Origin of the sequence: Phascolarctobacterium succinatutens (genome assembly GCF_958453765.1) — a bacterium.
Classification (GTDB): domain Bacteria; phylum Bacillota; class Negativicutes; order Acidaminococcales; family Acidaminococcaceae; genus Phascolarctobacterium_A; species Phascolarctobacterium_A succinatutens_B.
In genome coordinates, this window is sequence record NZ_CAUDZA010000027.1 from 1 (window position 1) to 13,821 (window position 13,821).

Here is a 13,821-nt window from a genome sequence, read left to right on the forward strand (position 1 = left end):
TAGGTCGACCCACACTCATGTAACAGCCCAACCCCAAAATTTGGACCAATGCCAATAAAAGTCCTGAAACGCATTAGTTTTGGTTTTCAGAACTTTAGAAGATTGAGAAATAGAATATTAAGTTTAATATAAATGATTGAAAATGTTAATCAAAACAATAAATACCCTGGTTACTTTATAGATGACGATGGGAGTATTCATAATAATGTTGAACAGTTAAAAATTGACAAAGATATTTATTGTCAGTTTCCACTACGTCTCTATAATCATACTTATGAATGCCATAATAGAGCTACTCATATATTAGACAGGGAAATACCTATCTGTGATGAATGCTTAAAAATAATCGATAATAATTATAACTGTAGAGATGAGTATGGAATATACCATGTCTGGGAAAAATTCCCAGATCTATCTACATTAGATGAAGAATTCAAAGATTGTCACAAATCAATTTTTTGTTTGAGAAATTGTCCGTTATAATCAATAACGAATTTTACAGTCTTAATATTGTCAGATTGAGTTAAGCAGATTGCTTGTGCTAGTTCCGTTAATCTACTTTTGCTTCTAAAGGTATTAATATCTTGGATACGAACAAAAAGAACACCATTATCGGTATCACTACCTATAATTTCCCAATTTTCCATGATGCATTTACTCCTTACAAAAAATAACTATAGCCTCTGATATTGCTAACTATAATACAAACTATATCAGAGGCTATTTAAGTTGTAAAGAGTAATTTTACAGATTTTAGGGTATTAAATTATTGAAGACCCCAAAACTTGACAAAGAACCTGTTTATCAGCAAATGATAGGCAGGTGCTTTTTTGCGCATTTTTTGCTATTTAACATGCTCTTAACATCAGCATAATACTTCCTTAACAATGATATATTATACTAGCATCATAAACCACGAACACTACTGATAAGGCGCAGAACTTATCGGAAATAAATTTTTTCACGATGGTTGAAGGAGGAAATATATTATGAAATTGAAAAAAATCGCATGTTTAGGTCTGGCAGCTATGTTAGCAATCGATGCTTTGGGCTGCGGCAGTGATAACAAGGCTGCTGATAACAAAGCAGGCAGCAAGGTTACCGGCAGTGTAACCGGCAGCGGTTCTTCCGCACTTCTGCCGCTGGCAAAGGATGCAGCAAGCAAATTTAAAGCTCTGAACCCGGATGTTTCCATCACCCTTAACGGCGGCGGCAGCGGCACCGGTCTTAAGCAGGTTGCAGACGGCAGCGTTAACATCGGTAACTCTGACGTACCGGCAGAAAGCAAACTGAAACCCGAAGTTGCTAAAGGACTTGTAGACCACAAGGTTTGCGTAGTTACTATGGCTCCGGTTATTAACAAAGACCTGGCAGCTAAAGTAAAAAGCCTGACCAAGGCTCAGCTGACCGACATCTTCACCGCAAAGGTAACCAACTGGAAACAGGTTGGCGGTCCTGATGAACCTATCGTTCTGATTACCCGTCCTGCTACCAGCGGCACCCGCGCTCTCTTCCAGGAGTTCGCTCTGGACGGTGCTAAAGAAGCAACCAACAAATCTCTGGAAACTGATGACTCCGGTACTCTGCTGCAAAGCGTAAAGGATAACAAAGGCGCTATCGGTTATGTTGCTCTGTCCTACCTCGTAAATAACAAGGACGTTGCAACAGTTGCCATCGACGGTGTAGAGCCTACTCTGGACAATACTTACAGCGGCAAATATCCTGTATGGGGTTATGAGCATATGTATACTAAAGGCGAAGCTACCGGTGCTGTAAAAGCATTCCTGGACTTCATCCTTTCTGCTGATTACGGCAAGGAAATTGAAAAACAGGGGTATGGTGTTACTGCAAAAATGCAAGTAAAGAGATAATACGGACTTCGGATAAGGTGCATCTGCGTCGCGACGGCTCCTGACGCAAAGGCCCATGTTGTCGCAAGCGTAGCGAAGCGAGAACATGTTGGTCGTGCTAATACCCGAAGGGTGAGGAGTACCATTTAGTACGCCGTCGTCACCGCTCTTCGCATCTGACGCACTCTGCTTCGCCTTTGTGTATTAGAGTATTAGAATAGAGGTCTTATATAGCCTTTTGATGATTGAAGCAGACGCACTAAGTTTCATTTTTAGGGCTTAGCATAGGAGCCTTATGCTTCGCTTAAATTCTAATCTAAAAACAATCTTATAGCTTGAGGAGTTATCTTAAATGCAACAGGTAAATACCAATGCCTATCGGCAAGATACCCTGTGGCGTTATATCATCAGTGGCTGTGGTCTGGCGCTTATCGTTTTGACTATAGCCATTGGTGCTTTTTTATGCTACAAGGGTGTAGGCACATTCACTACATATAATCACAGCATCAGCGAGTTTCTTTTTTCGGCCGATTGGGCGCCGAGTGACAGTGCTGAGGGCGGTGGCAAGGTTGGCGCAGCTATCTTCATCTTCGGTTCGGTTATTACCTGCGCGCTGGCGCTGGCGATTGCTACACCGTTCAGCCTGGCAACCGCAATTTTTATGACGGAGATTTCGCCGGAGCTGGGCAAGCGCTTTGTCCAACCGGCTGTGGAAATTTTTGTAGGCATTCCTTCCGTAGTTTATGGCTGGATTGGCCTGACAATTTTGGTACCGCTGATTAAAAACATTTTTAACCTGCGCTTCGGCTTTTCCGTGCTGGCAGCAGGTATTGTGTTGGCGGTGATGATTTTCCCGACTATCACCAGTCTGGCGGCAGATGCACTGCGCAGCATCCCTAAAAGCTACCGCGCTGCTTCCTATGGCTTGGGCGCAACGCGTTGGCAGACTATTGCCAAGGTGGTAGTGCCTGCGGCAGTTACCGGTCTGATGACGGCTGTTATCCTGGGACTGGCGCGTGCCTTCGGTGAAGCACTGGCTGTAGCGATGGTTATCGGCAAGATGCGTGCCTTTCCGAGCTCGCTGCTTGCTCCGACCAACAATCTGACGGCGGCGATTGCGGCGGATATGGGCGGTGCAATGGAGGGCAGCGAATACAACATTGCTTTGTGGACGATGGCGTTGCTGCTGTTTATCATCTCCCTTGCCTGCATTTTTGCCATCCACTTTTTAACTGCTAAAGGAGGGAAGCAGGCATGAACGACAGTATAGCGCGTGCAAAGTTTGTTGATAAGCTGATGACAGCTGTGTTTTATTGCGTAGCAGGCTTCTTTATCCTGCTGCTCGTGGCCTTTGCCCTGTACGTTATCATTAACGGCTTCAAGGATTTCAACTGGAGTCTGATTTCCTTTGAGGGCAGCGGCATCGGTAATTTGTTCTTCAATACTATTTATCTGGTTTTCCTATCGCTGCTGGTGAGCGTGCCCTTGGGTGTCGCTGCCGGCATTTATATGGCGGAATACGCTAAGCAGGGCAAGTTCACCAAGTTCCTGCGCATGTGTATCGAAACGATGTCCTCACTGCCGTCCATTGTTGTCGGTCTGTTCGGTTACCTGGTATTTATCGTAATGACCGGCTCGCAGTGGAACCTGTTCAGCGGTGCGTTGGCAGTTTCTATCCTCAGTATTCCGCTGATTATGACGGTCACGGAGGATGCCTTCAAATCACTGCCGCAGGGTTATAAGCGCGGCAGTCTGGCCATGGGCGCAACGCTGTGGCAGACAATTTACAAGGTGCTGCTGCCTGCGTGTCTGCCGCGTATTATGACAGGCGTTATCCTGGCTGCTGGCCGTGGCTTCGGTGAAGCGGCAGCGCTGCTGTATACCGCAGGCATGAGCACCGATATCAACTGGAACAGCTGGAACCTGCTGTCTCCGACCTGCCCGCTGAATCCCTTCCGTCCGGGCGAAACGCTGGCGCTGCATATCTGGGCATCGCGCACCGAGGCATTGGCAGCCAATGCGGCGCAGATGGCCAACCTTTCTTCAGCAATACTGATGCTGCTGGTGCTGTCCTTTAGTCTGGGCGCACGTTACCTGAGCACTTATTTAGACACAAAAACCGGAGGTAGCAGAAAATGACAAATGATAACGCTGCAACTAAATTTTTAGTGCAGGACCTGGATTTGTATTATGGCAAATTCCAAGCGTTGAAAAAAATAAATCTTGATATCAAGGAAAAGGAGATTACCGCGCTTATCGGCCCTTCCGGCTGCGGTAAATCCACCTTTTTAAAAACACTGAACAGAATGAACGATCTGGAGGAGGGCGTGCGCATTGAAGGTAGCATTGCGCTGGACGGCAAGGATATTTTTGCGGAGATTGACCCCATCAGCCTGCGTCACCGCGTTGGCATGGTCTTTCAGCAGCCTAACCCCTTCCCGAAAAGCATTTATGACAACGTTGCTTACGGTCCGCGTATCCATGGCGTGACGAAAAAGAGCGAGCTGGACGAGATTGTAGAGCGCAGTCTGCGTCAGGCTGCCATTTGGGACGAGCTTAAAGACAGACTGAATAAGAGTGCGCTGGGCCTTAGCGGTGGCCAGCAGCAGCGCCTATGCATTGCACGTACCCTGGCTGTGCAGCCGGAGGTTATCCTCATGGACGAGCCTACCAGTGCGCTGGACCCGATTTCTACGATGAAGATTGAGGATTTGGCGTTGGAGCTGAAGAAGGACTACACCATCGTTATTGTTACGCATAATATGCAGCAGGCTGCGCGTATTTCTGACAAAACAGCCTTCTTCCTTTTGGGCAAGCTGATTGAGTTCAACGAAACGAAGCAGCTGTTTGCTAATCCGTCTGATCCTAAGACAGAAGAGTATATTACCGGCAGATTCGGTTGATGTAAGGAGAGGCGTGTAAATGCGATACGGAAAGGCTCTCCTAGGGGACAAAGTAAGGTATACTGTCGAAATGCAAATAAGTGCAGTTCCCTCTCAGTCGCCCTGTGGGCGCCAGCTCCCACAAAGGGGAGCCTCTCATGTATCGCTGCTTACTTTGAATTTAAATTTGTTGAGAAAGGAACAATAAAATGACACGTAACAAATTCAACGAGGAGCTGAAGCAACTGCTCAACAGTGTGCGCGTGATGGGCGTAAATCTGGAGGATACTCTGGATAAGGTTATCGTCAATCTGGAGCAGAAGGATGCAGCTTTAGCGCAGCAGATTATCAGCGATGATGATAATTTTGACAACAGCGAAGTAAATATCGAAAAGCAATGCCTGGAGCTGGTGCTGACACAAACTCCGGTAGCAACTGACTGGCGCGAAATTGCCAGCTGCCTGAAGCTGGTGGGCGACATGGAGCGTATTGCCGACCACTGCAGCGATATCAGCCAATACACCTTGAAGCTGATTGAAAAGGAGCCTGTGCCGCTGCCGGATAACTTTATGAATATGCTGCAGGTTATGCGCCAAATGGTGTATGACAGTATCAGCGCAATCAGCGAAAATGATCTGGAGCTGGCAAACAAGGTTATTGCTACCGATGATGAGGTTGACAATTACTTTGCCGAAATGCGTCAGCATCTGACCACTGTAATGCAGCAAAAACCGCAATATGTACCGCAATATGTGGATTATCTGATGATTGCCAAATATGTGGAACGCATTGCCGACCATTCCACAAATATCGCCCAATGGGTAATGTTTGTGGTAAAGAACGAACTGAAAAACTGAGCTTTGCATGCCAATCACGGCCTCCGCAGCAATGCGGGGGTTTTTGCGTTATATCATTAAGCAGTGAGCGTCACTTGTCAGACTAGTTTTCTATATTTGTCAATTTGTGTTATAATAAAGTGTTAGAGTATTTACGTTCCGGACAGCTTCGGAAAATATTACAGGCTGCGGCTGTCACGATTCAGAAAATAAGACTTTAGAACATATTCAGGAGGGACGCAATGCATATTGACAGACGATTAGAAACTATTGCCAATCTGGTGCCGCAGGGCTGCGTTCTGGCGGACATTGGCACGGACCACGCGTACTTACCCGTGTGGCTGCTGGAAAAGCAAAGAATTGCGCGGGCTATTGCCGGCGATATTGCTGCAGGCCCCTGCCAGGCGGCGCGTACTACAGTGGCGCAGTTCGGGCAGCATGAGCATGTGGAGGTGCGTCAGGGCAGCGGCCTGAAGGTATTAAGCCCCGGCGAAGCAGACTGCATTGCCATTGCCGGCATGGGTGCTTCTACCATTATCAGTATTTTGGAGGATGATATGGAGGTAGCGCAGAGCGCAGAGCTTTTGGTGCTGCAGCCGATGGCCGGTGCCACATCCCTGCGTGCGTGGCTGTGCAGTCACGGCTGGCAGCTGGCTGCCGAAGAGCTGGTGGATGATGCTCCGCATTTTTATGAGATTATTGCCGCTAAGCGTGGCTTAGCGCCTGCCTACAGTGCGGCAGAGTGCGCTGTAGGCCCGCTGCTGCTCGCACAGGAGCATCCGCTGCTGGGTAAACAGCTGGAACGCCAGCTTGCTACCTGCAGACAGCTGTTGGAGAATATGGGACGCAGCGAGCGCGCACGCGCAAGCGAAAAGTATAAGGAAATCGAAGCGTTGAAGGCAGAACTGGAGGTGCTGCAAAATGGCAAGCGTAGTGACAGTAAATAATATCATCAACCTGCTGGACGAAATGGCACCGCCGGAGCTGGCAGAGTCCTGGGACAACGTAGGTCTGATGCTTGGCAGACGCAATAAGTCTGTACGCAGGCTGCTTTTGGCGCTGGATATGACACAGGAAACTGTGACGCAGGCCTTGGCGAAAAAGGCTGATATGCTGATTACGCATCATCCGGCAATTTTTCATAAGCTGGGCAATGTGACTGATGCCGATTGGCAGCAGGAGCTTTTGCTGCAGCTGGCAGAAAATGGCGTTGCTGTTTACAGCGCGCACACAAATCTGGACTGCGTGGCAAACGGTGTGAACAGCGTGCTTGCCAAAAGACTGCGTCTGCAGGACGCAGATGTGCTGGATACTGTCAGCGGACTCGGACGCATAGGTGAGCTGGAGCAGCCGAGCAAGCTGCGTGATTTTGCAGTCTTCGTCAAAAAGGCTTTGCAGGCTGATTATCTTACCTTAGGCGATGCAGGACGCAAGGTTAAGCGTGTTGCTGTCTGTGGCGGTGCCGGTGCCGATTTGATCGGGCTGGCCTTGGCGCAGGGTGCGGATACGCTGGTAACAGGAGATGTGAAGTACCATGAGGCACAGCAGGCTGTTTTCAGTGGTCTGAACATTATTGATGCAGGCCATCAGCCGACAGAGCTGCCGGTGCTTGATGACCTGGCCGACAGATTATCGCTGCGCTTTACGGAAAAGCATTGGGATGTGGCAATTCAGGTAGCACGCGAAACACTGCTGCTGAAGCATATATAGAAAACAGGTGATAGAAGAATGATTAAAGATTTTAAGGCCGGCATCAAGGTGTGCCAGGCAGTTTTGGTAAGGGTACAGAAGGTGGGTAATTCCTCTAACGGCGGTGTTTTTGCCCGCGGTATGCTGGAGGATAACAGCGGACGCATTGCTTTTATCTGCTTTGATGCAATGCTTGTAGACAAGCTGCGCGAGCTGGAGGGCCCTACTGCCTTTATGATGGGCGGTAACGTCGACATCAACAAATTCAATAATGATATGGCGCTGCAGGTTGTAATCCAGCGTCTGGAAAATCTGCTGCCGCAGGATGATATCAGCAATCTGCTGCCGCATGGTGATTTTGATGTAGAGGCTTATAAAATTAAGCTGGCCAATTATATCAAGGCAGTACGCACTCCGGGACTGCGTATGCTGCTGGAAACTATTTTCAGCGGTGCAACCTATGAGCGCTTTGTGACTAATCCTGCCGGTATGCGCATGCATCATGCATATCTTGGCGGTCTGCTGCAGCATTCTGTTGATGTTACCGGTCTGGCAGTGGCCTTGGCCGAGCAGATTGAGGGCGTGGACAAGGATTTGGTTATTGCTGGCGCTCTGCTGCACGACATCGGCAAAATCCGCGAGATTTCCGCGGAAATCGGCTTCCCTTATACCAGTGAAGGACGTTTGCTCGGACACATTACCATGAGCTGCATGATGGTGCAGGAGGCAGCGGCCAAGCTGCGCTTGCCGTCTTCTCGTCTGGAGCAGCTGCAGCACATTCTGCTGTCGCACCACGGCGATAACGAAAAGGGCTCTCCTGTGGCCTGCTCTACGCGTGAGGCCTTTGTTGTGCATTACGCCGACGAAATTAACGCCGTAATGAACCAGTTTGACGTGCATGACGGTAAAAGTGCTTGGGAATTCAACCGTATGCTGGGACGTAATATTCTGGTAGACAAGCTGTGAGCAGCAGAATAATCCGCCAGAATGTACTGAACTTGCACGGCCTGACAATAAATCTTCAGTTTAAACTGGTCAAAAATATTACGCTGCGCATAAAAGAGGAGGGCAGCATTTTTCTCACTGCTCCCATAGGAATGAGCGTAAGCGAGGTGCAGCGATTCTTAGAGAGCAGGGAGCAATGGCTGCGCCAAAAGCTGCAGCAGGTACTGCAGGAACAGTTGCAGCAAAAGCAGGAGCCGAAGTACAGCATGGGCGAGCTTCCCTTTGATGGGCAGCATGTGTGGCTGTGGGGCAGGCGTTTGCCGGCGCACTTTTTGCTTAGCAGCAAAAAGCATGGTACCTATGAGGTGCAGGCTGATGCTGTCAACTTTTATTACCGCAGTGAGCTGAATAATGAAGCTAAATGTGCTTTTGTAGAATTCTTCTATAAGCAGGAGTTAGCTGGCAGAGGAGAGCAGCTGCTGCAGGCATGGGAAAAGAAAATGGGCGTGCGTCATACAGGGCTTAAGGTGCATCGTATGAAAACGCGCTGGGGCTCCTGCAACGTGCGCACAGGCAGCATTAATCTGAATACGCTGCTGGCCTGTTGGCCGCAGGAATGTCTGGAATATATCGTGGTGCATGAACTGGCACATCTGCACGAGGCTAATCATTCACCGCGCTTTCACGCGATTGTTGAACGCTATCTGCCCGAGTGGCGTAAGCGCAAAAAAATGCTGGCATCCTTCAAGCCGCTTTAATAGCTATCTTAAAACAAAAATAATAAGCATTTTCTGTGACAAATAATGCATTCGCATTTACGTTTATGATAAAAGCAGTATATATATGTAAATCTTTTGTGAAAGCATACTAAGAAAGCAAGTATTTGTGCTATAATTATAGTAACATCTTGTAGGACTCTGCCGTTTGCTCTGATAAATAAACGGTACGAGTCAGCTTAAAGGCAGGAGTGATGATTATGGCAAAACAGAAAATATTAATTGCTGATGATGAAGCGCAGATTCGCGAAATCTTGCGCATATATTTTGAAAAGGAAGGCTTTGAGGTTATTGAAGCCGAAGACGGTGCTGCCGCAATTTTAAAGGTACAGTCCGAAAAACCGGATATTCTGCTGCTAGATATTATGATGCCAGTTCTCGACGGTATTGAGGTTTGCAAGCAGGTACGTAAAATGTCGGATTTGCCCATTATCATGGTTACGGCCAAGGATGATGATGATGACCGTATTGCCGGTCTGGAAATCGGCGCTGATGACTATATCACCAAGCCGTTCAATTCGCGTGAGGTAGTAGCCCGCGTGAAGGCTGTGCTGCGCCGTGCAGGCACGCAGGAGAAGAAGGGCGAGGTTTCGCGCATCACCTATCCCGGTCTGATTATTGATATGGACCAGTATCAGGTAACTGCATTCGGCAACAAAATGACCTTTACGACTAAGGAAATGGAGCTGCTGTGGTGCCTGGCATCAAATCCGGGCAAGGCTTTCAGCCGCAACCAGCTGTTGGAAACAATTTGGGGTTACTCCTATTACGGTGATACACGTACTGTTGATACGCACATCAAACGCATCAGACAGAAATTGAACATTCCGCCTGATTCCAAATGGGATATTACAACTATCTGGGGTGTAGGCTATAAATTCGAGCTAAAGGACGAATAACCTATGAAAAAATCCCTAAGCACACGCCTGATGTATAGTTTTATGACTATCATAATTATCGTCGTTGTGGGGATTACAGCAGGCATATCCTACCTGATTGCCGACTACTTTTTCCAGATTAAGGAGCAGGAGCTGGCCGAAAAGGGAGATGAGATGGGGGATACTGTTGAAGCCTTCATCCGCTTGCAGGACCGGGATATGCTTTATCGTTATATTTTAGCTGTAGATAAGCTGGTTGGCGCACGCATCTGGCTGTTTGATGATAATTACGAGCTTTTGGCGGCCTCTAATTACGAAAATGTACAAGAGACCGGAGAAAATGCTTCAATGAAGGATTTTCTTAAGTATGGTGCTCCTTCGCAACAGGTGCTGCAGGAAAGCGTCAGAAAACTGGATCAGGATATGAAGAGCAGTAATTTATCGTATCGCATTAAAGTGATACTGAATGATGTTTATGCCGGGAAGTCCTTCAAATCGCAGATTTATCATCCGTATTACAAGGAGCAGGTAATCCTGGTCGGCGTTCCGTATACCTTCGGTAAAGGACACACAGGCGCTATTTTGCTGATAGAACCCTTGAGCGGTTTCGAAAAATTCTTGCGAAATGTTTATATTTATATTATGATTGTAGGTATCATTGCCATTATTTTCAGTCTGTTTCTGGTCAAACGTCTGTCAGGTATGATTATCCGGCCGGTGCTGGATATGAAAGACAATGCGCAGGCGATGGCTTCGGGAGATTATTCCCGCAGACTGCAGGTGCATGGCGATGATGAGATTGCCGAGCTGGGCAATGCGCTCAATTCCTTAGGCAAGGACTTGGGTGATTACATTGCTAAGATGGAACGGACGGAAAAAATCCGCCGCGATTTTGTGGCCAATGTATCGCATGAGCTGCGTACGCCGATTACGATTATCCGTGGCTACAATGAGGCAATCTGTGACGGTATGGTAACGGATACTGATCTGATTCAGCGTTACCGTGGCCTGATAAATGAAGAAACAGTCCGTCTGGAGCGTATGGTACGCGAGCTGCTGGATATCAGCAGACTGGAGTCCAGCGACCCGCTGACTGTGAGCAACATGGATGAGCTGCCGCTGGCCGGTATCATCCGTAATGTCGCCGAAAAATTATCGGTGCGCTGCGTGAAGAATAATGTTACTATTAATGTTCATGCCGACGATAATATCAAAATTTTGGGCGACGGAGACCAAATGGTACAGTTAATTATGATTTTGTGCGATAATGCCTTGAAATATTCGCCGGAAAATGGTACTGTATCAATAGGTGCGAATAAGCTCGATGATGGCAGCGTGCTTGTAACGGTTTCTGACCAGGGCAAGGGTATTCCCGAAGAGGATATTCCTTTTATCTGGGAGCGCTTTTACAAGGTTGAAAAATCGCATTGCCGCAGTGTTCCGGGAACCGGACTGGGCCTTGCCATCGCCAAAGAAATTATTCGTGTCCACGGCGCCAGTGCCGAGGTAATCAGCAAATGTGGTTCTGGTACCACATTTGAAATAAAATTTCCAAAGGATAAGGTAGTATGATTTTAAAGTATGTTTGCCCCGATTACAGAGTAAAAAGTTTATTTGACATTTCCGCAAAATGGCTGAAGCGCAATGGCTACACCAAAATTGTTGTTGATATTGACAATACCCTGCTGCCGCGCGACAAGAACCTGGTAGGTCCTCGTGCTATGACCTGGATTCGTCAGCTGCATCAAATGGGTATCAATGTTGCATTGATTTCCAATAACGGCGGTGACCGCATTAAAGGTATCACCCGTCAGACCGGTCTTGGTACCATTATGCGTGCCGCTAAGCCTTTGCCGATGGCTTATAAGCAGATTACTAAAGCTATGGGCGGCGGTAAAATTCTTTTTGTCGGCGACCAACTGTTGACTGACGTTTTAGGCGCAAAGGTTGCCGGTCATCCTGTAGTTTTTGTTGAGTCCTTAGGCGGTAAGGAGCATTTCATTACCCGCTGCACCCGCAAGCTGGAGAAATTCTTCCTTGGTCGCCTGCACAGCAATAATATGATGCCTAAGGAGCGCGTATTATGAAAATAGCTTTGCTGCAGCTGGAGGTTCTGGAAAAGAATAAAGAGGCTAATGTAGCCCATGGTCTGCAGCTGGCAGCGGAGGCTGCCAAGGAGCATGATTTGCTGGTGCTGCCAGAGGTGTGGACAACAGGCTACAGCCTGGGACACCTGGAGCAGGAGGCCGAAACGCTGGCTTCGCCTGTACTGGCGCAGCTTGCCGAGATTGCACGCAATGAGCAGTGCGCTGTTCTTGCAGGCTCGGTTCCTATGCGTCATGCCGATGGCAAAATTTACAATACCTCTGCGGCTATTAATAAAAACGGTGAAATCGTCAATCTTTATGATAAGGTGCATCTTTTTGGCCTTTTCAATGAAGAGGATTTCTTTGCTCCCGGCAATAATTTTCAAGCCTTTACATTAGATGGTCTGTGCTGCGGCTCGACTATCTGTTACGATTTGCGTTTCCCTGAGCTTTTCCGTCATGTGGCCCTGCAGGGAGCACAGCTCATTTTCTGCCCGGCCGAATGGCCTGAAGCAAGGGGAGATATCTGGCGCTTGCTGGCGCAGGCACGTGCTGCCGAAAACCACACCTTTGTGGTAGCGGTAAATTGTGCGGGCAGCTTTAAGGGTGCGCCGTTTTACGGTCATTCGATGGTTGTTGCGCCCAGCGGCAAGATTCTTGCCGAAGCAGGTATGCAGGAGGAGGTTGTTTCCTGCGAAATCGATTTGGCAGATGTTGCGAAAGTACGCAGCAGGCTTAATGCTTTAGCTGATGTACGCAAGGAGCTGATTCAATAGTGAATTACCGAAATTTGCTGGCCGGCCTGGCGGCCGGTCTGCTTTTCTATGCCCAGACAGGAGCGGAGCTTGCTCTGGCTGCCGTGCCTAAGGATGCGCCGAAGGATATCAAGTATATTCTTGGCTTTTACTATGGCAACGGCGAAAATATTCTTATCCGTGAGAATAACGGCCGTCTGGAGCTGTTGTACCGCACTGCATTGGAGGATAAATCCTTTGCTGCGGCAAATCTTTATCCGCTCAGCAAGGTGCATTTTGATTCCTACACTTTGCAGGAATCAGGGCCGATGAGCAATACCGAAGCAGGTGTACGTTTTGAGCGTGATCCTGACGGCTACGGTATTTCCTGCCGCGTCGGCGGTAATAACTACAGCCGTTATTTTTTAGGTACGACTGCGGGCGAGAGGGCGAAGCCCTTCCGCCTGGAGGAGCGCAGTGCCGAGGATTGGGCTAAGCTGCGTGCGGAGGCTGCTAAAGCAACCGTTCCTGCTGCCCTGGCAGCAGGGGAGCAGGCACAGCTGGTGGATGTTGCAACTGTTGCCGGGGTGAAGGTTAATTCTGTCTACGCAGGCAGTGATAATCTTTTCGGTGCGCCGCTTTATACTACGTCTAAGCTTTTTGTTTCTAAAGAGGCAGCTGCTGCCTTAGGCAAGGTGCAGCAGCGTCTGGCACCTTACGGCTACGGCCTGGTGCTTTGGGATGCCTACCGCCCCTGGTCGGTGAGCAAGCTTGCTAATCTGGCTTTGCCTGCCGATAATAAGGATATGCTGGAGGACCCGGAAACTAAGGGCAGCACGCATAACACAGGTAATGCTGTGGATGTGGGCCTGTACAGTCTGGAAAGCGGCGAGGAGCTGGATATGGGCTGCGGCTTTGATGAGCCGTCGCTGCGCCAGCACGCCAGCTATGCCGGCGGTACGTCGCGCGAGCGCTATCTGCGCAGCTTGCTGCGCGAGGAGATGGAGCTGCAGGGATTTAAGGGAATTGAGATGGAGTGGTGGCATTTTGAGTATGGCGACTGCTCTAAATTTGCCCATTTGAATGTAGGTATGTGAGTGAATGAGTAATAGCGTCGCAAGCGATATACCGTTCCGCTCAGAGA

Annotated in this window: 15 protein-coding genes; 14 read left to right on the top strand and 1 reads right to left on the bottom strand. The window is 48.5% G+C overall.

What is annotated here, in order from left to right; genetic code table 11:
• Nucleotides 1-443: 443 nt before the first annotated feature.
• Nucleotides 444-647: a hypothetical protein gene (locus Q7Q81_RS09335; RefSeq protein ID WP_304275590.1), complete on the bottom strand. Its 204-nt coding sequence runs from the start codon at nucleotides 645-647 to the stop codon at nucleotides 444-446.
• Between the two features lie 342 nt (nucleotides 648-989).
• Between Q7Q81_RS09335 and Q7Q81_RS09340 the strand changes: the two genes are divergently transcribed.
• The 14 genes from Q7Q81_RS09340 (at nucleotide 990) to Q7Q81_RS09405 (ending at nucleotide 13,774) form a co-directional block, all read left to right on the top strand.
• Nucleotides 990-1,871, top strand: coding sequence for a phosphate ABC transporter substrate-binding protein (locus Q7Q81_RS09340; RefSeq protein ID WP_304275593.1), 882 nt, complete (start codon nucleotides 990-992; stop codon nucleotides 1,869-1,871).
• A 331-nt stretch (nucleotides 1,872-2,202) separates the two neighbouring features.
• A complete protein-coding gene (pstC, locus tag Q7Q81_RS09345) occupies nucleotides 2,203-3,108 on the top strand; it encodes a phosphate ABC transporter permease subunit PstC (protein ID WP_304275596.1) in 906 nt (301 codons plus the stop codon).
• On the top strand, nucleotides 3,105-3,989 hold the full coding sequence (gene pstA, locus Q7Q81_RS09350) for a phosphate ABC transporter permease PstA (RefSeq protein WP_304221463.1): 885 nt from the start codon (nucleotides 3,105-3,107) through the stop codon (nucleotides 3,987-3,989). The genes pstC and pstA overlap by 4 nt, the downstream gene beginning before the upstream one ends.
• Nucleotides 3,986-4,753: a phosphate ABC transporter ATP-binding protein PstB gene (pstB, locus tag Q7Q81_RS09355; RefSeq protein WP_304275598.1), complete on the top strand. Its 768-nt coding sequence runs from the start codon at nucleotides 3,986-3,988 to the stop codon at nucleotides 4,751-4,753. Before pstA ends, pstB begins: the two co-directional genes overlap by 4 nt.
• Before the next feature lie 188 nt (nucleotides 4,754-4,941).
• The gene (gene phoU / locus Q7Q81_RS09360) at nucleotides 4,942-5,589 is read left to right on the top strand and encodes a phosphate signaling complex protein PhoU (RefSeq protein WP_293392864.1); all 648 of its coding nucleotides are present in this window, start codon (nucleotides 4,942-4,944) and stop codon (nucleotides 5,587-5,589) included.
• 221 nt (nucleotides 5,590-5,810) lie between these two features.
• The gene (locus Q7Q81_RS09365) at nucleotides 5,811-6,515 is read left to right on the top strand and encodes a tRNA (adenine(22)-N(1))-methyltransferase (RefSeq protein ID WP_304275602.1); all 705 of its coding nucleotides are present in this window, start codon (nucleotides 5,811-5,813) and stop codon (nucleotides 6,513-6,515) included.
• Nucleotides 6,490-7,278: a Nif3-like dinuclear metal center hexameric protein gene (locus Q7Q81_RS09370; RefSeq protein WP_304275605.1), complete on the top strand. Its 789-nt coding sequence runs from the start codon at nucleotides 6,490-6,492 to the stop codon at nucleotides 7,276-7,278. Before Q7Q81_RS09365 ends, Q7Q81_RS09370 begins: the two co-directional genes overlap by 26 nt.
• A gap of 18 nt (nucleotides 7,279-7,296) precedes the next feature.
• Nucleotides 7,297-8,223 (top strand): 3'-5' exoribonuclease YhaM family protein, encoded by a 927-nt coding sequence (locus tag Q7Q81_RS09375; protein WP_303710880.1) that lies wholly within the window; start codon nucleotides 7,297-7,299, stop codon nucleotides 8,221-8,223.
• Nucleotides 8,220-8,960, top strand: a complete 741-nt coding sequence (locus Q7Q81_RS09380) for a M48 family metallopeptidase (protein ID WP_304275608.1) — start codon at nucleotides 8,220-8,222, stop codon at nucleotides 8,958-8,960. The genes Q7Q81_RS09375 and Q7Q81_RS09380 overlap by 4 nt, the downstream gene beginning before the upstream one ends.
• A 212-nt stretch (nucleotides 8,961-9,172) precedes the next feature.
• Nucleotides 9,173-9,877 (top strand): response regulator transcription factor, encoded by a 705-nt coding sequence (locus Q7Q81_RS09385; RefSeq protein ID WP_009144701.1) that lies wholly within the window; start codon nucleotides 9,173-9,175, stop codon nucleotides 9,875-9,877.
• Between the two features lie 3 nt (nucleotides 9,878-9,880).
• Entirely contained in the window at nucleotides 9,881-11,428 is a 1,548-nt protein-coding gene (locus tag Q7Q81_RS09390) for a sensor histidine kinase (protein ID WP_304244792.1), read from the top strand.
• Nucleotides 11,425-11,943 (top strand): YqeG family HAD IIIA-type phosphatase, encoded by a 519-nt coding sequence (locus tag Q7Q81_RS09395; RefSeq protein ID WP_210684250.1) that lies wholly within the window; start codon nucleotides 11,425-11,427, stop codon nucleotides 11,941-11,943. Before Q7Q81_RS09390 ends, Q7Q81_RS09395 begins: the two co-directional genes overlap by 4 nt.
• A complete protein-coding gene (locus tag Q7Q81_RS09400) occupies nucleotides 11,940-12,719 on the top strand; it encodes a carbon-nitrogen family hydrolase (RefSeq protein ID WP_304275611.1) in 780 nt (259 codons plus the stop codon). The genes Q7Q81_RS09395 and Q7Q81_RS09400 overlap by 4 nt, the downstream gene beginning before the upstream one ends.
• Nucleotides 12,719-13,774, top strand: coding sequence for a M15 family metallopeptidase (locus Q7Q81_RS09405; RefSeq protein ID WP_304275614.1), 1,056 nt, complete (start codon nucleotides 12,719-12,721; stop codon nucleotides 13,772-13,774). Before Q7Q81_RS09400 ends, Q7Q81_RS09405 begins: the two co-directional genes overlap by 1 nt.
• The last annotated feature ends 47 nt before the right edge of the window (nucleotides 13,775-13,821 follow it).

Bases quoted from the DNA above. Each gene is read 5' to 3' on its own strand.
- Q7Q81_RS09335 (WP_304275590.1), bottom strand. From the start codon at position 647: ATGGAAAATTGGGAAATTATAGGTAGTGATACCGATAATGGTGTTCTT.
- Q7Q81_RS09340 (WP_304275593.1), top strand. From the start codon at position 990: ATGAAATTGAAAAAAATCGCATGTTTAGGTCTGGCAGCTATGTTAGCA.
- pstC (WP_304275596.1), top strand. From the start codon at position 2,203: ATGCAACAGGTAAATACCAATGCCTATCGGCAAGATACCCTGTGGCGT.
- pstA (WP_304221463.1), top strand. From the start codon at position 3,105: ATGAACGACAGTATAGCGCGTGCAAAGTTTGTTGATAAGCTGATGACA.
- pstB (WP_304275598.1), top strand. From the start codon at position 3,986: ATGACAAATGATAACGCTGCAACTAAATTTTTAGTGCAGGACCTGGAT.
- phoU (WP_293392864.1), top strand. From the start codon at position 4,942: ATGACACGTAACAAATTCAACGAGGAGCTGAAGCAACTGCTCAACAGT.
- Q7Q81_RS09365 (WP_304275602.1), top strand. From the start codon at position 5,811: ATGCATATTGACAGACGATTAGAAACTATTGCCAATCTGGTGCCGCAG.
- Q7Q81_RS09370 (WP_304275605.1), top strand. From the start codon at position 6,490: ATGGCAAGCGTAGTGACAGTAAATAATATCATCAACCTGCTGGACGAA.
- Q7Q81_RS09375 (WP_303710880.1), top strand. From the start codon at position 7,297: ATGATTAAAGATTTTAAGGCCGGCATCAAGGTGTGCCAGGCAGTTTTG.
- Q7Q81_RS09385 (WP_009144701.1), top strand. From the start codon at position 9,173: ATGATTATGGCAAAACAGAAAATATTAATTGCTGATGATGAAGCGCAG.
- Q7Q81_RS09390 (WP_304244792.1), top strand. From the start codon at position 9,881: ATGAAAAAATCCCTAAGCACACGCCTGATGTATAGTTTTATGACTATC.
- Q7Q81_RS09395 (WP_210684250.1), top strand. From the start codon at position 11,425: ATGATTTTAAAGTATGTTTGCCCCGATTACAGAGTAAAAAGTTTATTT.
- Q7Q81_RS09400 (WP_304275611.1), top strand. From the start codon at position 11,940: ATGAAAATAGCTTTGCTGCAGCTGGAGGTTCTGGAAAAGAATAAAGAG.